This window comes from Micromonospora sp. WMMD714 (genome assembly GCF_029581315.1).
GTDB lineage: Bacteria > Actinomycetota > Actinomycetes > Mycobacteriales > Micromonosporaceae > Micromonospora > Micromonospora rifamycinica.
Genome location: NZ_CP120744.1, coordinates 1,188,034 through 1,206,777 on the forward strand (window position 1 = coordinate 1,188,034; position 18,744 = coordinate 1,206,777).

Below are 18,744 nucleotides of genomic sequence, written 5' to 3' on the forward strand. Positions count from 1 at the left end.
CGCGCCGTCCAGCAGATCCGAACCACTTCTCGGCAGCCGTCCGGGCACCGCCGCCCGGCGCCGACACCTTCGCATGCTGACGCCACCTGACCCACGGGAGCACTCCGTCATGGCTCAACCTTTCACCGACGTCGAGACCGACCCGATCGCCCGGCAACGTCCCAGCCGGATGCCGTACCAGCGCTACCAGCCCTACCACCAGCAGTTCCGGATCGACCTGCCGGACCGCACCTGGCCCACCCGGCACGTCGAGGCCGCCCCCCGCTGGTGCGCCGTCGACCTGCGCGACGGCAACCAGGCGCTGATCGACCCGATGTCACCGGAGCGCAAGCGCCGGATGTTCCAGCTGCTGGTGCAGATGGGCTACAAGGAGATCGAGGTCGGCTTCCCGTCGGCCAGCCAGACCGACTTCGACTTCGTCCGGCAGCTCATCGAGCAGGACCTGATCCCCGAAGACGTCACCATCCAGGTGCTCACCCAGTGCCGGGAGCACCTGATCGAGCGGACCTTCGAGTCGCTGCGCGGTGCCCGCCGGGCGATCGTGCACTTCTACAACTCCACCTCCACCCTCCAGCGGCGGGTGGTCTTCGGCCTGGACCGCGACGGCATCGCGGACATCGCCACCCAGGGCGCCCGGCTGTGCCGCAAGTACGCCGAGATCCACACCCCGGACACCGACATCTACTACGAGTACTCGCCCGAGTCGTACACCGGCACGGAGCTGGACTACGCGGTGGAGGTCTGCGGCAAGGTCATCGAGGTGATCGACCCGACGCCGGACCGGAAGCTGATCATCAACCTGCCGGCGACCGTCGAGATGGCCACCCCCAACGTGTACGCCGACTCGATCGAGTGGATGCACCGGCACCTGCCCCGCCGGGACAGCCTGGTGCTGAGCCTGCACCCGCACAACGACCGGGGCACCGGGGTGGCCGCCGCCGAGCTGGGCCTGCTGGCCGGGGCCGACCGGATCGAGGGCTGCCTGTTCGGCAACGGCGAGCGCACCGGCAACGTCGACCTGGTCACCCTGGGCCTGAACCTGTTCTCCCAGGGCATCGACCCGATGGTCGACTTCTCCAACATCGACGAGATCAAGCGGGCCGTCGAGTACTGCAACCAGCTGCCGGTGCACGAGCGCCACCCGTACGCCGGGGATCTGGTCTACACCGCCTTCTCCGGCTCCCACCAGGACGCCATCAAGAAGGGCCTCGACGCGCTGGCCAGGGACGCCGAGGCGGCCGGGGTGCCGATCGACGACTTCACCTGGGGGGTGCCCTACCTGCCGGTCGACCCCAAGGACCTGGGCCGCACCTACGAGGCGGTCATCCGGGTCAACTCGCAGTCCGGCAAGGGCGGCGTGGCGTACATCATGAAGTCCGAGCACCAGCTGGACCTGCCGCGCCGGCTCCAGATCGAGTTCTCCGGCGTCGTCCAGCAGGTCACCGACCACGACGGCGGTGAGGTCGAGCCGGGCACCATGTGGCAGATCTTCGCCCGCAACTATCTGCTCGACCACCAGGTCGAGCCGGTCCTGACGCTGGCCGGCTACACGATCTCCACGGTCGACGGAAAGGTCGAGATCGAGGCCCAGGTGACCGTGGACGGCGCGGAGCGCACGCTCACCGCCATCGGCAACGGCCCCATCGACGCGTACGTCAACGCACTCCAGTCGGTGGGGGTGGCGGTACGGGTGCTCGACTACCACGAGCACGCGCTCTCCTCCGGCGGCGACGCCCAGGCCGCCGCCTACGTGGAGTGCGACATCAACGGCCGGACGGTCTGGGGCGTCGGCACCGACCCCAACATCGTCACCGCCTCGATCAAGGCCGTGACCAGCGCCACCAACCGCGCCCGACACTGACTCCGGAGCCCCCTGCGGGGCGGCGATCCCGCAGGGGGCCGGCAGTGGCCGGCACAGCTAGGCGGCAGGCCCGGCTAGGCGGCAGACCCGCTAGGCAGGGGGCACGGCTAGGCGGCAGGCTCGGCACGGGGCGGACGGTGGACCAGCAGCGCCGCCAGCAGCGCGCCGCCGAGCAGCAGGCCGGCGCACCAGGCCATCGCGCCCCGGAACGCCCCGGTGAGGGCGGCGGCCTGCTCGTAGCCGGTGCCGGAGAGGCCGACCAGCAGCGGCAGCGCGGCCACCGCGAGCAGGCCGCCGGTACGCGACGCGGCGTTGTTGAAGCCGCTGGCCACCCCGGCGAACCGGTCCGCGACGGCGGCCAGCACCGACGCGGTCAACGGCGCGACCACCAGGGTCAGCCCGACCCCGAACAGCAGCACCCCGGGCAGCACGTCCCACCAGTACGACGCGCCCGGCCCGACCCGGCGCAGCAGCAGCAGGCCGGCGGCGGCGACGACCGGGCCGACGGTCAGCAGCAGCCGGGGGCCGATCCGCGCCGACAGCGCCCCGGCCCGTGCCGAACCGAGCAGCAGCAGCACCGTCATCGGCACGGTGGCCAGCCCGGTCCGCAGCGCCGACCAGCCGACGACGTTCTGCAGGTAGACGGAGAGAAAGAAGGTGAACCCGCTCAGCGCGGCGTAGACCAGCACGGTGAAGACGTTCAGCACCGAGAAGAGCCGGCTGCCGAAGATCGTGGTGGGCAGCATCGCCCCCTCGCCCCGGTGCCGTTCCAGCAGCACGAAGGAGACCGCGGCGAGGACACCGGCACCGGCGGCGAGCAGCACCGGCCAGGAGCCGGCCCCGCGTACCGGGGCGTCGATCAGGGCGTAGGTGAGCCCACCCAGGGCCGCCGCGCCGAGTAGCGCACCGGCGATGTCGAACCGTCGACCGGCGCTGCGCGAGACGTTCTCGTCCCGGCTCTCCGGCACCCAGCGCACCGCCGCCAGTAGCACGCCGACCGCGAGCGGCAGGTTGATGAAGAAGATCCACCGCCAGGAGAGCGCGTCGATCAGCCAGCCGCCGACGAACGGGCCGAGCGCGGTGGACACGCCGGACAGCCCGGACCAGGTGCCGATCGCCCGGCCCCGGTCATCGGGGTGGAAGCTCGCCTGGAGCACCGCCAGCGAGCCCGGGGTGAGCAGCGCGCCACCCGCGCCCTGGAGGAACCGCGCGGCGATCAGCTGGCTGGTGTCCTGGGCGAGCCCGCAGAGCACCGAGGCGACCGCGAACCAGACCACTCCGATCAGGAAGATCCGCCGCCGGCCGAACCGGTCCCCCAGCGACCCGCCGAGCAGGACGAAGGCCGCCAGCATCAGGGCGTACCCGTTGACCGTCCACTGGAGACCTGCCACGGTGGCGTCGAGTTCGGCACCCAGCCGGGGAAGCGCCACGTTGACCACGGTGCTGTCCAGGAAGACCATGCCCGAGGCGAGGATGGCGGCGAGTAGTGTCCCCCGCCCGGCCGGGGTACGGATGCGCAGTGCGTGAGCCGGTGCGGTCATGGGTACCAATCTGCCCGGGCCGGGCCGGAGACGCCACGAAACGCGGAAACCGTGCTTGGGTACTGTGCGGGATCGCCGGAAGCCCGCAAGCTGGAGAGGTGTCGTCTGTGCGTACCAGATCAGGAGGCCGCGCGGCGGTGGCGGCGGCCCTCGCCGCGCTGCTCGCCCTCGGCGTGGGTGGTTGTGACGTCTCGGTGGAGGAGCCGGAGGCACCTCCCGCCAACGCCGGCAACGTCGGTGAGCAACTCTCGGAGTTGACCGTCGCCGAGGCCGGCTCGATGAAGGGCTACAGCCGGAACCGCTTCCCGCACTGGCGGGACACCGGCAAGAACTGCGACGTCCGGGACAGCGTGCTCCAGCGGGACGGCAAGGACATCCGTCTCTCCGGCTGCAACGTCGTCGGTGGGCGGTGGGAGAGCGTCTACGACGGGCGGACCTTCACCGACCCCTCCGACGTGGACATCGACCACATGGTGCCGCTGGCCAACGCGTGGCGCTCCGGTGCCGACGAGTGGGACGACGCCAAGCGGGGTGACTTCGCCAACGACCTGACCCGGCCGCAGCTCTTCGCGGTCTCTGCCAGCTCCAACCGGTCCAAGGGTGACCAGGACCCGTCGCAGTGGAAACCGCCGAACCGCGCCTACTGGTGCACGTACGCGGAACACTGGGTAACGGTGAAGCACCACTGGCGGTTGACGGTGACCAGCGCCGAGAAGGCCGCCATCAGCGACATGTTGGGGGGGTGCACATGGGCGAGCAAGCGGTGACACCGACCGGTCCGGACGGCGACGCCGGCCCGGACCCGACCGGGCCGGCCGCCGACACCGGGGGCGGCTCCGGGGCGGACGGGGGCGGGGTCGACCGGGCCGCACCGGCGACCGGCGCGACCACCGCCGGGATGACCGCCGACGGCAGACCCGCCGCGTCGGCCGGGGTGCCCGGCGCGGGGATGACCGCCGACGCCGGCGGCACCGGCACGCCCCGGGAACTGACCGCCGACCTGGTCCCCGGCCCCGGCGGGGTGATGACCGACGAGGTGGGCGTGGTCACCGGCGAGCTGACCCTGCTCACCCGGTACGCCGACGGCCAGGTCACCCTCACCGTGCAGTACAAGGACGCCGACGAGTGGTACGCGGTGACCGGCGGGACCGCCAAGCTGGCCGACCCGGCCGACCTGGACGCGGTGCACACCGTCGCGGTCGCCCTGCTGCACCGCCCCGAGGGCTGACCGGCACCGTGCTCACCGTCGGCGCGGGTGACACCGCGCCGACCCGGCGGGAACACGCCGACGAGGGCCGCCTTCCCGTACCCGCGGAAGGCGGCCCTCGTCGTGTGCTCAGGGGGTGGGGATCAGCTCCCCGGGGTCACCCGGCGCACCGCCGTCGTCCGGTCGGACGAGCTCCGGCTCCACCTCGTGCGGGCGGAGCCGACCGGCGGCGATGTCCTCGGCGAAGTGGCAGGCCACCCGGTGCCCGCCGACCACCTCGCGCAGCGCCGGCCGCTCGTCGGCGCAGCGGGTCGGCTGCGCCCACGGGCACCGGGTGTGGAACCGGCAGCCGGGCGGCGGGTTGGTCGGCGACGGCAGGTCACCGGCGAGCAGGATCCGCTCCCGGCGGTCCTCCACCAGCGGATCCGGCACCGGCACCGCCGACATCAGCGCCTTCGTGTACGGGTGCATCGGCTCCCGGTAGAGGTCGTCGCTGGTCGCCTCCTCCACCAGCCCGCCCAGGTACATCACCCCGACCGTGTCGGCGATGTGCCGGACCACCGCCAGGTCGTGCGCGATGATCAGGTACGTCAGCCCGCGCTCGTTCTGGAGGTCCTCCAGCAGGTTGAGCACCTGGGCCTGGATCGACACGTCCAGGGCGGAGACGGGTTCGTCGGCGACGATCAGATCCGGGTCGAGCACCAGCGCGCGGGCGATGCCGATCCGCTGCCGCTGCCCGCCGGAGAACTCGTGCGGGTACTTGCTCAACGCCGAGGCGGGCAGGCCGACCGCCTTCAGGGTGTCCCGCAGCCGCTGGCTGGTCGCCTCCTTGTCGTCGGCCAGCCCGTGCGCCTTGAGCCCCTCCACCAGCAGCGACTCCACCGACTGCCGGGGGTCCAGGCTGGACAACGGGTCCTGGAAGATCATCTGCATCCGGCGGCGGGTCCGGCGCATCGCCTCGCCCTTGAGCGCCCGGACGTCGGTGCCGTCGAAGACGATCTCGCCGTCGGTCGGCTCGACCAGCCGGAGCAGGCCCCGGCCGAGCGTCGACTTGCCGCACCCCGACTCGCCGACCAGCCCGTACGTCTCACCCGCGTTGATCGACAACGACACGCCGTCGACCGCGTAGACGTATCCGACGGTACGGTCGAAGAGCAGACCGCTCTTGATCGGGAAGTGCACCTTGACGTCGCGCAACTCGATCAGCGGCCGCTCCGCCCCGGCCCCGGCCCGCCCGGTTCCGGTGTCCTCCCGCGCTCCGGTCGGCGCGGTCGCGGCGGGTGCGGCTGCCGTCGGCTCGGCCACGGTGTCGTCCTCAGGTCCGGTCCGCTCGGTCACGGCACCGCCACCTCCTCCGAAACGGGGTTGTTGCATCGCAGGTCGCCGCCGGAGGCGGTGGGCTCCAACGGTGGCGGGCCGTCCAGGCAGGCGTCCACCACGTTGTCGCAGCGGGGTGCGAAGGCGCAGCCCTCGACCCACGGGATGTTGTCGGCCACCGAGCCCCGGATCGCGTGCAGCCGTTCGCCCCGCACCGAGTCGAGCCGGGGCACCGAGCTGAGCAACCCGTGCGTGTACGGGTGCCGGGGGCGGGCGAACAGGTCGTGCCGGGCGGCCCGCTCCACCACCTTGCCGCCGTAGAGCACGTTGACCGTGTCGCAGAGGCCCGCCACCACCCCGAGATCGTGGGTGATCATGATGAGCGCGGTGCCGGTCTCGTCCACCAACTGCTTGAGCAGGGTGAGGATCTGCGCCTGGATGGTCACGTCCAGCGCGGTGGTCGGCTCGTCGGCGATGAGCAGCCGGGGCTTGCAGGCCAGCGCGATGGCGATCAGGGCGCGCTGCCGCATGCCGCCGGAGATCTGGTGCGGGAACTCCGACAGCCGGCGGTCCGGGTCCGGGATGCCGACCGCGTCGAGCAGTTCCCGGGCCTCCCGCAGCGCCTTGCGCCGGTCCATTCCCCGGTGCCGTTCCAGCACCTCGGCGACCTGCACCCCGATCGGGATGACCGGGTTCAGCGAGGAGAGCGGGTCCTGGAAGATCATGCCGATGTCCCGGCCCCGCCGGTCCCGCAGGTCGTCCGGGCGGAGCCCGAGCAGGTCGGTGCCCTCGAACAGCACCTCGCCGGTGACCCGGTTGCCCCGCTTGGGGAGCAGCCCCATGATCGCCAGGCTGGTCACGCTCTTGCCGCAGCCGGACTCACCGACCAGGCCCACGGTCTGCCCCGGCTCCACGGTGAAACTGACCTGGTCGACCGCGGTGAACGGCCGTTCGCCCCGCCGCTGGAACACCACGCTCAGGTCGCGTACGTCGAGCAGGCTCATCGGGTCACTTCCTCACTGTGCTGGTGGTTCGCTCCCGACCGCGGTCGCCGGCCCGCCGGGTTCCCGCCCAGCCCGGGGCGACCGGCCACCCCGGCCCGCCGTACGGCCGGTCGTCCGGGTCGTACCCCGGCCCGCCGCACCGCCGTCACCGCCGGTTCTTCGGGTCGATCGCCTCGCGCATCGCCTCACCGAGCAGGGTGAAGCCGAGCGCGACCACGATGATCGCCAACGCCGGGTAGTAGGCCAGCTCGGGGCGGACCTCGAAGTAGCGCTGGCCGTCGACACCGAGCATCAGGCCCCACTCGGCCCGGTTGATGTCCGGGTCGCCGAGGCCGAGGAAGGACAGCGCCGCCGCGTCCAGGATCGCCACCGCGAAGGTCAGGGTGGCCTGCACGATCACCGCGGTCAACGAGTTGGGCAGCATGTGCCGCAGCACGATGTTGCGTTCCTTGACGCCCAACGCCCGCGCGGCGAGGACGTGGTCGCTCTCCCGCTGGGCCAGCATCGAGCCGCGTAGCAGCCGGGCGAAGATCGGCACGCTGACGATGGCCACCGCGAAGATGACCGTCCACTGGCTCGACCGGCTGGCCATCGCGACCAGGGTGATCGCCAGCAGCAGGCTGGGCAGCGCCAGCATCACGTCGGTGAGCCGCATCAGCACCACGTCGACCCAACCGCCGAAGGCACCGGCGACCGCGCCGAGCAGCACGCCCAGGGTCAGGCCGATCAGGGTGGCGAGCACGCCGACGAAGAGGGTCTGCCGGCTGCCGTGGATCATCCGGGAGAGGAAGTCCCGGCCGAGCGGATCCGAGCCGAACGGGTGCCCGGCGGTGGCACCCGGAATGCTGTCCACGGTCAGGTCCCGGGTCAGCTCGTCGAAGCGCTGCACCGGGTCGTGCGGGGCGATCAGCGGGGCGAAGAGCGCCACCAGCACGAACAGCCCGACGATGACGAAGCCGACGATGGCCACCGGGTTGCGGCGCAACCGGCGCAGCGCGTCCCGGTAGAGGCTGACCCCGCCCTGGTCCGCGGTGGCCCGGGCCAGCTCGTCGAGCCGGGCCCGCTTGCGGTCGCCGAGCCGGCCGATGCTGCGCTCCCGCCGCTCGGCCGGGCTGTCTCCGGCCCGGCCGGTGGGGGTATCGCCGGTCGGGTTCTCGCCGGCCTGGCCGGGCTGGTCGGCGGGGGTGCCGGCCGGGTGGTCGGCGGGGCTGTCGCCGGTACGGGGCTTGCCCACGCCGGGACGGGTGGTCGGATCGCTCATCGCACACGCACCCTCGGGTCGATGAAGGCGTAGGAGAGGTCGACCAGCAGGTTGACCAGCACGAAGACCAGCGCGGCGAGCAGGATGATCGCCTGGAGCACCGGGTAGTCCCGGCCGCCGCTGATCGAGTCGGTGATCAGGGTGCCGAGGCCGCCCCAGTTGTAGACCTTCTCGGTGAGCACCGCACCGGAGAGCAGCGCGCCGGTCTGGAGGCCGATGGTGGTGACCACCGGCAGCAGGGCGTTGCGCAGGATGTGCCGGCCCCGGATGGTGCGGTGCCGCAGGCCCTTCGCCTCGGCGGTCCGCACGTAGTCCTCGTTGAGCACGTCGAGCACGCTGGCCCGGGTGATCCGCACGATCACCGCCAGCGGGATGGTGGCCAGCGTGATCGCCGGCAGGATCAGGTGCCAGAGCGCGTCGGCGCTGGCGTCGAACTCCCGGGTCAGCAGGCCGTCCAGGACGTAGAACCCGGTCACGCTGGTGTTGTCCATCCCGGTGCTGATCCGCCCGGACGGCGGGAACCAGTGGATGTCCTGGGTGAGTACGTCCTTGAGCAGGTAGCCCAGGAAGAAGATGGGGATCGAGATGCCGAGCAGGGTGCCGGCGATGGTCAGGTTGTCGAGGAGTCGGCCCCGGTAGCGGGCGGCGAGGTAGCCCAGCGGCACGCCCAGGCCGACCGCGATGATCATGGCGGCGACGGCCAGTTCGATGGTGGCCGGGAAGGCGCGGGCGATGACGTCGGTGACCGGGTCACCGGTCCGGATCGAGTTGCCCAGGTCCCCGGTGAGGACCCGCTGCATGAACTTGCCGTACTGCACGAGGATCGGTTGGTCGTAACCGAGGGCCTTGATCAGCAAAGCCCGGCGTTCCGGGGTGGCCCGCTCGCCGAGCAGCGCCTCGACCGGCCCACCGGGCAGGTTCCGCAGCCAGACGAAGATCAGCGCGGACAGCGCTATCAGCGTCACCACCAGCTGCAGCAGGCGGCGGACTATGACTCGCAACATCTCTCACACACCAGACTCTCGATGGTCGCGGCATCGGCCCGGGTCGGCACTTGCTCCGACCCGGGCCGATGCACGCCTACGGCGTCAGCCGACTGACGTCACTTGTTGACGCTGACCGTGTTGAACCGCTCGTCGGTCAACGGGCTGGCGATCATCCCCTGCACGTCCTTGGTGACGACGATGGCCGGCGGGGCGTGCCAGACCGGCACGGCCGGCAGCCACTTGGCGGCGATGTCCCGGTTGACCTGCTCCCAGGCCGCCTTCTTGCCCGCCTCGTCGACGGTGCCGTCGGCCTTGGCGATCGCGTCGAACATCTCGGTCATGGCCTGGTCGCCGAACTCGACCTTGCCCCGGCCGAAGAAGGTGCCGACGAAGTTACCCGGGTCGTTGTAGTCACCGGTCCAGCCGAGGATGTGCAGGTCCTGCTTGCCGAACTGCTGCACGTCGTCCTTGAAACCACCGTTCCACGGACGCGGCACACCGTTGACCTTGATGCCGACGGCCTGCAGGTCGTTGGCGAGAACGGTGAAGATCTCCTGCGGGTTCGGCATGTACGGCCGGGAGACGTCCGGCGGGTAGTAGAAGTTGAGGGTCAGCCCCTCGGCACCGGCCTCCTTGAGCAGCTGCTTGGCCTTGTCCGGGTTGTGCTCGTACTTCTGCACGTCCGGGGCGTAGCCGAGCACGGTGTCCGGCATGAACTCGTCGGCGACCTTGGTGCCACCCGGGCCCTTGGTCTGGACGAGCTGCTCGCGGTTGAGGGCGTAGGCGATCGCCTGCCGCACCCGCAGGTCCTTCAGCTTCGGGTTTTTCTGGTTGATGCCCAGGTAGAGGATGTTGAAGGCCGGGCGGTCCAGGACCTGGAAGCCCTCACCGGAGAGCGCCTTGCGGTCGGCCGGGGCCGGGAAGTCGATGCCCTGGACGGTGCCGGCCCGCAGCTCCTGCTTACGGGTGTTCTCGTCCTTGATCACCTTGATGATGACCTTGTCGACCTTGGCCTTCTCGCCCCAGTAGTCGGGGTTCCGGTTCAGGGTGATCTCGTTCTTGGCCTTGTCCCAGCCGCCGAAGGTGAACGGGCCGGTGCCGACCGGGGTGGTGGTCGCGAACGAGCTGTACTCGAAGGAGTCGCCGTTCTGCTTGACCGTGTCGGCGTCACCCTTCTTGAGGGCCTCCGGGCTGGCGATCGAGAGCGCGGTCAACGCGAAGGCGCCGGGGAACGCCCCCTTGTACTTGTTGAGGGTGACCACGGCGGTGCCGTCGTCCTTGGCCTCACACTTGTTGTAGAGCGCCTCGCCGGCACCCTCGGCCTCGTTCTTGGCGAACCCGCCGAAGACGTCCTGGTAGTAGATCATCTGCGACTGGGCGGCGGCGCCCTTCATGTTGTACCAGCGGTCGAAGTTGTAGCAGACCGCGGCGGCGTTGAAGGGGGTGCCGTCGTGGAACTTCACACCCTGGCGGAGCTTGAAGGTCCAGACCTTGCCCTCGGGGTCGTGCTCCCAGCTCTCGGCCAGGCCACCTACCAGGTCGGCCGTGCCGGGCTTGTGCTGGACCAGGGTGTCGTACATCTGCCGGACCGGCCGGAACGACTCACCGTCGTCGTTGAAGATCGGGTCGAAGTTCTTCGGGTCACCGGCACCGGCGAAGATGAAGGTGCCGCCCGTCTTGGCCTCGCCACTGCTGTCATCGCCGCGGTCACTCTCCGCACAGCCGGCCGCGCCGACCGCCAGGGCTGCAACGGCCACGAGGCTCACGGCCGTCCTTAGCCTTCTCGCCTGCATCTCTCACCTCTGTCATCCGCCTGAACAACGCCGGTCCATGGCTCGGTCCGTGAGCGGGAGGCTATGACACGACACACCGAAGCGGAACGGCCGTTAGGCAATCGCTACCAAGCCGACACCAACCGCTTTGTCTGACACCGGCAGATCCCCCGACAAACGGGACTGTCACAGCGACGCTGCGGCGCGATGTGGGGAAATCGGCGGATAATCCGAAACGGCTTGCCGACGCTGCTCACCCACCGTCACCCCGCCCCCTCCCGCGCTCCGCGCGGGCCACCCGGGTGCCCGACGGACCCCCGGATGTCCGGTCCGGCGGGCTGCCCACGGGGGTTTTCGCCGGCTCCGAGCGCGGAGGGGTCGGTGTCCGGTGACCGTCGGCGCCGCCGGGCCGGAATCCCGGCCGGGTCGACGGCGTTACACCCTGCGTACGACCCGCAGCAGCACCCCAGCCGGCGGATCCCCAGCCGGCGGATCCCCGCCCGGCAGACCCCACCCCCGCCCGGCAGACCCCACCCCCGCCCGGCAGATCCCACCCCCGCCCGGCAGACCCCGCCGCCCCGGCAGACCCCGCCGCCCCCGGCAGGTCCCGCCGCCCCCGGTGGAATGACCCGGGGCCGGCGGTCGTTACACCTGACTCGGCACGAGCGGCCGCCCCCCGGGCAGGCCCCGCCGCACCCCACCCCCCGCACGAGCGCCCGACGTGGTGCCCACACCCGCCGCGCCAGTCCCCCGGGACAGGCGCACCCCGACCCTCGCCGGCCGGGAGCCAGGGTGTCGACCCCCGAAGGAGCCCCCCATGAACACCACCATCCTGCGCAAGACCGCCCTCGGCATCGCCGGCCTCGCCTTCACCGGCGGCATCCTCGCCGGCCCCGCCACCCACGCCCACGCCACCACCCCCACCACCGGCGTCACCACCACCGTCCAAGCCGACAAGCCGGCCGTGGACAAGGACAAGCTGATCCCGCACGGTGTGCAGGGCGACCAGTCCCGCATCGACCTCGACGACGAGCAGACCGCCAACGTCAAGGCCATCATCGCCGCCACGAAGAAGGCGGGCATGGACGAACGCGCCGCCGTGGTGTCCATCGCCACCGCCCTGCAGGAGTCGAAGCTGGAGAACCTCGGCCACCTCGGCGACCGCAACGACCACGACTCCCAGGGCCTGTTCCAGCAGCGCCCGTCCTCCGGCTGGGGCACGGTCGAGCAGATCACCGACCCCGAGTACGCCACCACCGCGTTCCTCAAGGGCCTCAAGCAGGTCGACGGCTGGCAGGACATGCCCCTGACCAAGGCCGCCCAGACCGTCCAGGTCTCCGCCTACCCCGACCACTACGCCCAGTGGGAACAGCAGGCCGCCGACCTCGTCACCGACCACTGGAACAGCTGACCCCCACCCGCACCCTCGAGAGACATCGCTGGCCGGCACCCCACCACGGGTGCCGGCCAGCGGGCATGTCGCAGTGAATCGTGGAGAGTTGTTGCCGCCCCAGCAGCAACAACTCTCCACGAACATGGGACGGCGGAACGCTGCGACCACCAACCAGCGACGGTGGGCAGCGCCGGACCACCAACCAGCGACGGTAGGCAGCGCCGGACCACCCACCCGGGCGCAGGGGGTTTCAGACCGCGCGGCGGCCCTCGAAGGCCCGGCCCAGGGTGATCTCGTCGGCGTACTCCAGGTCGCCGCCGACCGGCAGGCCACTGGCCAGCCGGGTGACCGCGATCCCCATCGGCTTGACCATCAACGCCAGGTACGTCGCGGTCGCCTCGCCCTCGGTGTTCGGGTCGGTGGCGAGGATCAGTTCCCGGATCGTGCCCGCGCTGAGCCGGCTCATCAGCTCCCGGATACGCAGGTTGTCCGGGCCGATCCCCTCCAGCGGGTTGATCGCCCCGCCGAGCACGTGGTAGCGGCCCCGGAACTCACCCGTCCGCTCGATCGCCACCACGTCCTTGGGCTCCTCGACCACGCAGATCACCTCGTCGGTGCGGCGCGGGTCGCGGCAGATCCGGCACTGTTCCGACTCGGCGACGTTGAAGCAGGTGGTACAGAACCGGACCAGGTCCTTGACCTTGCGCAGCGCGCCGGCCAGCCGGTTGACGTCGGCCGGATCCGCCGACAGGACGTGGAAGGCGATCCGCTGGGCACTCTTCGGGCCGACGCCCGGCAGCCGCCCCAGCTCGTCGATCAGGTCCTGGATGGCACCCTCGTACATCCGCGGGTCAGAATCCGGGCAGGCCGAGGCCGCCCATGCCGCCGGCCACCGGACCCATCTTCTGGTCGGTCAGCTCCTTCGCCGCCTCGGCGGCGTTGTGCAGGGCCGCGACGACCAGGTCCTCCAGGGTCTCGACGTCCTCCGGGTCGACCACCTTCGGGTCGATCCTGATGCTCTTGATCTCGCCGGAGCCGGACACGGTCGCGGTGACCAGACCACCACCGGCGGTGCCGGTCAGCTCAGCCTCGGCCAACTCGGCCTGCGCCTTGGCGATCTGCTGCTGCATCTTCTGCGCCTGCTTCAGCATCTGCTGCATGTTCGGCTGTCCACCTGGGCGCACGGAGGGCTCCTTCTCGCACTCGTCTGCTCGGCCGCGCCCAGCCTAGTCGGGGGCGGCCGGTGGTCCCGTCCGGGGAACGGCGCGTCAGCGCGCGTCCACCTCGTCGATCGTCTCGGCGCCGAACGCCTCCCGGAGCAGCTGCACCGCCTGCTCCTCGCTCGACTGCCGGGCGGTCCGCTCGTCGATCACCTCGTCCAGCGGCTCGTCGCCCGGGTCGAACCCCTCGTAGGCCGGGGCGGCCGGGGCGACCCGGCCACCGCCACGCACCGGCCCGTCGTAGTCCGGGTCGTACGGCGGCTCACCGGCCCAGTCCGCGTCGGCCGTCTTGCGGGCCGGCTGAGCTGAGCGCGGCCCCTTGGCGGTGCCGGCGGCAGCCGCCGCCGCAGCCGCCCGGGCCGCCGCGATCGCACTGCTCTTCGGCCCGCCGGACGCACCCGCCGCGGGCGGTGCCGGGCTGGCCGGTGGTCCGACCGGCTGCGGTACGGCGGGAGCCGGCCTGGACACGGCGGGAGCCGCCGTCGCGGTGGCCGTGGCCCCGCCCGGACGGGCCGCCTCCGGCCAGTCCTCCTCGTCCTCAGCCGGAGCAGCGCCCGACGCGGCCTCCCCGACCGCCGGCACGCCGGAGCGCCGGGGCTCGCCCGCATCCGCCCGCCCGGCAGCAGGGGCCGACGCGGCACCGGCCGGACCGCCCCGGTCCACCCCGACGCCCACCACAACCGCCGGCCCCACGGAACCACCGCTGGCAACCGCCGGGCCGCCCGCACCACCGGGGCCACCGGGGTCGGCACCAGGAACGGCCGTCGGACGGGGCGGGCCACCGGCGTCGGCACCCGGAACGGCTGCCGGGCGGGGCGGAGCGGACTGTCGGGCCGGGCCGCCGAGCGCGGAGCCGCCCCGCTCACCGGCCACCTCGCAGCGGATCTGCCAGCGACCGCCGAACTCCTCGTAGAGCGCGTCGGCCAGGACCGAGGTGTGCGCGCCCATCATCTGCGCGAGCACCGGCGACTTGACGGTCAGCACCAGGACGTCCCCGTCCACGTCGCGGACCACCGCGTCGCGCATCAGCGCCGCGGCCGGCTTCTTGACCCGATTGACCTTGGCCACGATCTCGGGCCACACCCGGCGCACCGCGACCGCGTCGAGCGCACCGGGCGCGGCGGCACCGGGCCGGGGCGGCTCCGGGGTCGCCGGGTCGGGCATCACCGCCGAGGCCGGCACCGGACGGCGGACCGGCGCTTCGACACCCGGCTGGCCGACGGCGGGACCACCGGATCCGGTCGGCCTGACGGAGCCCTGGTCGGAGCCCATCGGGCCTGCAGCGACCGCCCCGGAAGCCATCGGCCCGGCGGAGGCCGGGTCGGCGCCGGTCGGGCTGGCAGCGACCGCCCCGGAACCCGTCGACCCGGCGGAAGGAGCGGAGGCCGGGCCGGTCGGGCCACCCTGGGCAGGAACGTCGGCGGCGGGACCGCCCACCCCCATGCCGGCGGCCGGGTCCGGGCGGGTGTCCGCCGTGCCGGCAGGATCGCCGGGAGCGGGACGCGGGCCGGGCGAAGTGGCACGGGTACCCGCCGCCGCAGCGGCGGCACGGGCGGCGGCCGCCCCGGTCAGCCCACCGGCAGCCGCCGGCGGGCCGGCGGTCAGCGGGTCGGACGCGGCGGCAGCCGCCCCCGGGGCGGGGGCCGTGGGGCGTACCTCCGGGGAGGTGGTGGGGGGTGCGGAGCCGGCGGGGGCCGGCGGCAGCTCCCCGCCACCCAGGGTGAGCCGGCGCTCCAGCCGTTCCAGGCGCTGGAGCAGGCCGCCGGTGGAGTCGTCGGCCCCGGGGAGCAGCATCCGGGCGCAGATCAGCTCCAGCAGCAGCCGGGGCGCGGTGGTGCCCCGCATGTCGACCAGGCCGTTGTGCACGATGTCGGCGCAGCGGGACAGGGTGGCCGGGCCGAGCTGCTGAGCCTGGGCGGCCATCCGCTCGATCTGGTCGGCCGGGCCGTCGATCAGGCCCTTGCCGGCGGCGTCCGGCACCTGCTGGAGCACGATCAGGTCACGCAGCCGTTCGAGCAGGTCGGCGGCGAAGCGGCGCGGGTCGTGCCCGGCCTCGGCCACCCGGTCGACGGTGGCGTACGCCGCCGCGCCGTCCCCGGCGGCCAGCGCGTCGCACATCTCGTCGATCAACGCGGCGTCGGTGACGCCGAGCAGCGCGGCGGCCCGGGGGTAGCTGACCCCCTCCGGGCCGGCACCGGCGATGAGCTGGTCGAGCACAGAGAGGCTGTCCCGGGCACTGCCGCCACCGGCACGCACCACCAGCGGGAAGACCGCCGGGTCGACCTTCACCCCCTCGGCCTGGGTGAGCTGCTCCAGGTACGGCCGGAGCACCTTCGGCGGGATCAGCCGAAACGGGTAGTGGTGGGTCCGCGACTTGATCGTGCCGAGGACCTTCTCGGGCTCGGTGGTGGCGAAGATGAACTTGACGTACTCCGGCGGCTCCTCGACCAGCTTGAGCAGCGCGTTGAAGCCGGCCGACGAGACCATGTGCGCCTCGTCGATGACATAGATCTTGAAGCGGCTCTGGGCCGGCGCGAAGAAGGCCTTCTCCCGCAGCTCACGGGCGTCGTCGACACCGCCGTGGCTGGCCGCGTCGATCTCGATGACGTCGATCGAGCCGGACCCGTCGATGGCCAACGACCGGCAGGAGTCGCACTGCCCGCACGGCTCCGGGGTCGGACCCTGCTCGCAGTTGAGCGAGCGGGCCAGGATCCGGGCGCTGGAGGTCTTGCCGCAGCCCCGGGGGCCGGAGAAGAGGTAGGCGTGGTTGAGCCGCCCGCTGCGCAGCGCCTGCGACAACGGCTCGGTGACGTGCTCCTGGCCGATGACCTCGGCGAAGGTGCGCGGCCGGTACTTGCGGTAGAGCGCCAGCGTCACTCGCCCCGCCTCCTCTCGACCGAGCCATTCTGCGCCGGTCGGGCGCGGGTGACCACCCACCACCCCGGACCAGACCCGCAGGTACGGTACCGGTGGGGGGAGACGAAAAGGCCTCCCGTGCACCCGGCAGAGCTCGCTTATCCTTGCTGCCTTCCGGCCCTGGGGAGGTTCACGAGATACCGCCGCACGGGAGGTAGGCACCACCCTACCCGACCCCTGGTGGATCTTCGGGGGGTGGTGGGGTGGCCGGGCCGGCGGGGACCTGTATCCTGGCTCGCGGAGGATTCGCCTAGAGGCCTAGGGCGCACGCTTGGAAAGCGTGTTGGGATAAAACCCTCACGAGTTCGAATCTCGTATCCTCCGCTCGTCTGAGCAGCACCAACGACAGGGCCGGTCCCCACGGGACCGGTCCTGAGTCGTCTCTACCGTCGCTCTCGTCTCAGTTGTCGTCTCGGTTCGTGCTGGCAGAACCCACGCTTCACCCCGGCGGTCACCGACGAGGACGGGGAGTCCGCTTTCCAGCAGTGCCACCGCGACTGCCAGAGCGAGGGCGGCCGCGCACAGCAGGCTGCTGGCCATGATGCTGCGAAGCCTGAGCGGGCCGACTGTCGCGCTGCGCCCTGGCGAGGATCACCGTGAACACGCCGATCAACACCGTGAGGATGCCGCCCCCCACCAGGACCATCCATACGCTCTCGACCACGAGCTGCGCAGCAGCAACGGTGCCAACGGCCATCATGGTCATCAGGAAGAGGCCAACCACTCCCGTGACCGCAGCCGCGGGAAGGTCACGCCCCTCCCACTCAACTCCCTTCTGGTGGATCTTGAGGCGCGCACGACGCTCATCTGAGGGGTCAGGTTGCGGCTCGGTGACGGTGAAGTCGACTTCCGTCTGCGCCGACCTGCTGTTGTCTTTCCTCGGCATGCACCTGTCCTTCTGCTCAAAAGGTACACAAGGGGCACTTGCGGGACTTACGCTCACCGTATCGGCCAGCTCGTGTACCCGTAAGAGCTGGTCTCACCTCCGCTACGCGCAGGACGCCGAACGTAACATGTGACCCCGACCGCCCCGATCCCCACCCCCCGTCCGGTTCTGACCTCGGATAGTGACCTCAGTCGACGAAGCTTGCCCGAAGTACAGAACATCAAAGAGCCATACATCATATGGCTATAGGGTTGCCTTCCGGGCATGCGTCCGGCAAGGTAGACGGCGCCCAAGATGACCGCCGCCACAAGAACGATCATCAGGCGCTGAGACGAAGAGACCAGCAGCCTCGCAGCAGAGGCCTCGCCCCCGGGCGGCTGCGGTAACAGCCACCCAAAGGGAGAGGATCACAAAAGGGAGAGGCAATGCCATCCGCGACCGCCGTTGCTCCAGTCCAAGATGACCGGTCACAAGAACGCGAACCAAAACAGCCAGAAGGCAATCTCGCGCCACCAGCACCTCCGATGAGCCGCGGAAACGGAGGCTCACTCACCAAGGTAACTGTGAACCTACTCCCCCGGACGGTCGCCGCACTGGAGCAAGCAAGCGATCTAACGGGCGACAGCAAGACGGACACGATAAACCGGGCCGTTCAGCTTTATTCCTGGGTGCAGCGAATGCTCGATTCCGGCGAATCACTCAGGGTAGTTGGCCCAGACGGGCAGACCAGAGAAATTCACCTATTTTAGAACAATCAATAATGCATTAATGGCGGGTAGGCGAGCGCCGCTCGCCATTAATGCATCCACCTGATCCTGTTCCCAGATCAGCCGGTCAAGTTACTGCGCGATGCCCCGACGCATCTGGTCAGTCAAGTGCTGGCGCCGGACAGCCTTCGCCGAGTTGGACCAGCCCATCATGCCCATAGCGGCCTGGCTGGAGATGCCGAGGACCAGGAGCACAGTGGCGACGGTTTGCCGGGCGTCGTGCAACCGGCCGTCCTGTACCCTCTCAAGCTTGAGCAGCAGGCGATATGGTCGGGTGGTGGCAGCGTAGAACCCGTCTCGAATGGCTCAAGTGCTGACAGCGACGGACCCGAGGACGACTCTCCAGACGACGGAAAAACTCCATAGCTGATGTCCGCTCTTGGCTGCGCGACTGAACCGCCTCAGTTGTCGTCTCGCCTAACCACGTTCAAGGCTATCCGCCCAGTTTGTTCGAGGCTATAGCGCTGAAGCTCCGTACGGCGGCAGCCCTAGGCGGACGCGGAATAGAAGACTTGGGAAGCGTATTGGGATAAAAGCCTCACGAGTTCGAATCTCGCATCCCCCGCTCTTTTGAGCAGCACCAACGCGAGGGTCGGCCCTTCGCCGTTTCCTG

General features: G+C 71.0%; 14 protein-coding genes, 1 tRNA gene and 1 other RNA gene. 6 read left to right on the forward strand and 10 right to left on the reverse strand.

Annotated features, from left to right (window positions below; all coding sequences use genetic code 11):
- Positions 1-109 precede the first annotated feature (109 nt).
- Entirely contained in the window at positions 110-1,861 is a 1,752-nt protein-coding gene (gene leuA, locus O7625_RS05395; protein ID WP_282344751.1) for a 2-isopropylmalate synthase, read from the forward strand.
- 107 nt (positions 1,862-1,968) lie between these two features.
- Here leuA and O7625_RS05400 read toward each other — a convergent pair whose 3' ends face one another.
- On the reverse strand, positions 1,969-3,402 hold the full coding sequence (locus O7625_RS05400; RefSeq protein WP_282344753.1) for an MFS transporter: 1,434 nt from the start codon (positions 3,400-3,402) through the stop codon (positions 1,969-1,971).
- 107 nt (positions 3,403-3,509) lie between these two features.
- On the opposite strand from O7625_RS05400, the gene O7625_RS05405 reads away from it, so the two are divergent.
- Both O7625_RS05405 and O7625_RS05410 read left to right on the forward strand, forming a co-directional pair.
- Positions 3,510-4,169, forward strand: coding sequence for an HNH endonuclease family protein (locus tag O7625_RS05405; RefSeq protein WP_282344755.1), 660 nt, complete (start codon positions 3,510-3,512; stop codon positions 4,167-4,169).
- Positions 4,151-4,630: a hypothetical protein gene (locus O7625_RS05410; RefSeq protein ID WP_282344757.1), complete on the forward strand. Its 480-nt coding sequence runs from the start codon at positions 4,151-4,153 to the stop codon at positions 4,628-4,630. The genes O7625_RS05405 and O7625_RS05410 overlap by 19 nt, the downstream gene beginning before the upstream one ends.
- A gap of 108 nt (positions 4,631-4,738) precedes the next feature.
- Here O7625_RS05410 and O7625_RS05415 read toward each other — a convergent pair whose 3' ends face one another.
- From O7625_RS05415 to O7625_RS05435, 5 genes are all read right to left on the reverse strand, one after another.
- Positions 4,739-5,815 carry an ABC transporter ATP-binding protein gene (locus tag O7625_RS05415; protein WP_067308207.1) on the reverse strand — a complete coding sequence of 359 codons (1,077 nt, stop codon included), beginning with the start codon at positions 5,813-5,815 and terminating at the stop codon, positions 4,739-4,741.
- Between the two features lie 128 nt (positions 5,816-5,943).
- The gene (locus O7625_RS05420; protein WP_282344759.1) at positions 5,944-6,930 is read right to left on the reverse strand and encodes an ABC transporter ATP-binding protein; all 987 of its coding nucleotides are present in this window, start codon (positions 6,928-6,930) and stop codon (positions 5,944-5,946) included.
- Positions 6,931-7,075: 145 nt separating this feature from the next.
- The gene (locus O7625_RS05425) at positions 7,076-8,017 is read right to left on the reverse strand and encodes an ABC transporter permease (RefSeq protein ID WP_067308204.1); all 942 of its coding nucleotides are present in this window, start codon (positions 8,015-8,017) and stop codon (positions 7,076-7,078) included.
- 170 nt (positions 8,018-8,187) lie between these two features.
- Positions 8,188-9,195, reverse strand: a complete 1,008-nt coding sequence (locus O7625_RS05430) for an ABC transporter permease (protein ID WP_282344764.1) — start codon at positions 9,193-9,195, stop codon at positions 8,188-8,190.
- Positions 9,196-9,293: 98 nt separating this feature from the next.
- Positions 9,294-10,970 (reverse strand): ABC transporter substrate-binding protein, encoded by a 1,677-nt coding sequence (locus O7625_RS05435; RefSeq protein WP_282344766.1) that lies wholly within the window; start codon positions 10,968-10,970, stop codon positions 9,294-9,296.
- Positions 10,971-11,766: 796 nt separating this feature from the next.
- On the opposite strand from O7625_RS05435, the gene O7625_RS05440 reads away from it, so the two are divergent.
- A complete protein-coding gene (locus O7625_RS05440; protein ID WP_282344768.1) occupies positions 11,767-12,360 on the forward strand; it encodes a hypothetical protein in 594 nt (197 codons plus the stop codon).
- A 232-nt stretch (positions 12,361-12,592) separates the two neighbouring features.
- Here O7625_RS05440 and recR read toward each other — a convergent pair whose 3' ends face one another.
- The 4 genes from recR to ffs all read right to left on the reverse strand — a co-directional run bounded on the left by recR (position 12,593) and on the right by ffs (position 16,635).
- Entirely contained in the window at positions 12,593-13,186 is a 594-nt protein-coding gene (recR, locus tag O7625_RS05445; protein ID WP_067309855.1) for a recombination mediator RecR, read from the reverse strand.
- A gap of 7 nt (positions 13,187-13,193) precedes the next feature.
- Positions 13,194-13,502, reverse strand: coding sequence for a YbaB/EbfC family nucleoid-associated protein (locus tag O7625_RS05450; RefSeq protein WP_282344770.1), 309 nt, complete (start codon positions 13,500-13,502; stop codon positions 13,194-13,196).
- 108 nt (positions 13,503-13,610) lie between these two features.
- Positions 13,611-16,439 carry a DNA polymerase III subunit gamma and tau gene (locus O7625_RS05455; RefSeq protein ID WP_282344772.1) on the reverse strand — a complete coding sequence of 943 codons (2,829 nt, stop codon included), beginning with the start codon at positions 16,437-16,439 and terminating at the stop codon, positions 13,611-13,613.
- Between the two features lie 106 nt (positions 16,440-16,545).
- An RNA gene (gene ffs / locus O7625_RS05460) (signal recognition particle sRNA small type) lies at positions 16,546-16,635 on the reverse strand.
- 82 nt (positions 16,636-16,717) lie between these two features.
- Here ffs and O7625_RS05465 point away from each other — a divergent pair.
- Positions 16,718-16,802: transfer RNA gene (locus tag O7625_RS05465), tRNA-Ser, on the forward strand.
- A gap of 214 nt (positions 16,803-17,016) precedes the next feature.
- Positions 17,017-17,289: a hypothetical protein gene (locus tag O7625_RS05470; protein WP_282344773.1), complete on the forward strand. Its 273-nt coding sequence runs from the start codon at positions 17,017-17,019 to the stop codon at positions 17,287-17,289.
- The last annotated feature ends 1,455 nt before the right edge of the window (positions 17,290-18,744 follow it).

What these genes read in the sequence shown, in the direction of transcription:
- leuA (WP_282344751.1), top strand. Translation starts at nt 110, where the DNA reads ATGGCTCAACCTTTCACCGACGTCGAGACCGACCCGATCGCCCGGCAA.
- O7625_RS05400 (WP_282344753.1), bottom strand. Translation starts at nt 3,402, where the DNA reads ATGACCGCACCGGCTCACGCACTGCGCATCCGTACCCCGGCCGGGCGG.
- O7625_RS05410 (WP_282344757.1), top strand. Translation starts at nt 4,151, where the DNA reads ATGGGCGAGCAAGCGGTGACACCGACCGGTCCGGACGGCGACGCCGGC.
- O7625_RS05420 (WP_282344759.1), bottom strand. Translation starts at nt 6,930, where the DNA reads ATGAGCCTGCTCGACGTACGCGACCTGAGCGTGGTGTTCCAGCGGCGG.
- O7625_RS05430 (WP_282344764.1), bottom strand. Translation starts at nt 9,195, where the DNA reads ATGTTGCGAGTCATAGTCCGCCGCCTGCTGCAGCTGGTGGTGACGCTG.
- O7625_RS05435 (WP_282344766.1), bottom strand. Translation starts at nt 10,970, where the DNA reads ATGCAGGCGAGAAGGCTAAGGACGGCCGTGAGCCTCGTGGCCGTTGCA.
- O7625_RS05440 (WP_282344768.1), top strand. Translation starts at nt 11,767, where the DNA reads ATGAACACCACCATCCTGCGCAAGACCGCCCTCGGCATCGCCGGCCTC.
- recR (WP_067309855.1), bottom strand. Translation starts at nt 13,186, where the DNA reads ATGTACGAGGGTGCCATCCAGGACCTGATCGACGAGCTGGGGCGGCTG.
- O7625_RS05450 (WP_282344770.1), bottom strand. Translation starts at nt 13,502, where the DNA reads ATGCAGCAGATGCTGAAGCAGGCGCAGAAGATGCAGCAGCAGATCGCC.
- O7625_RS05470 (WP_282344773.1), top strand. Translation starts at nt 17,017, where the DNA reads ATGATGCTGCGAAGCCTGAGCGGGCCGACTGTCGCGCTGCGCCCTGGC.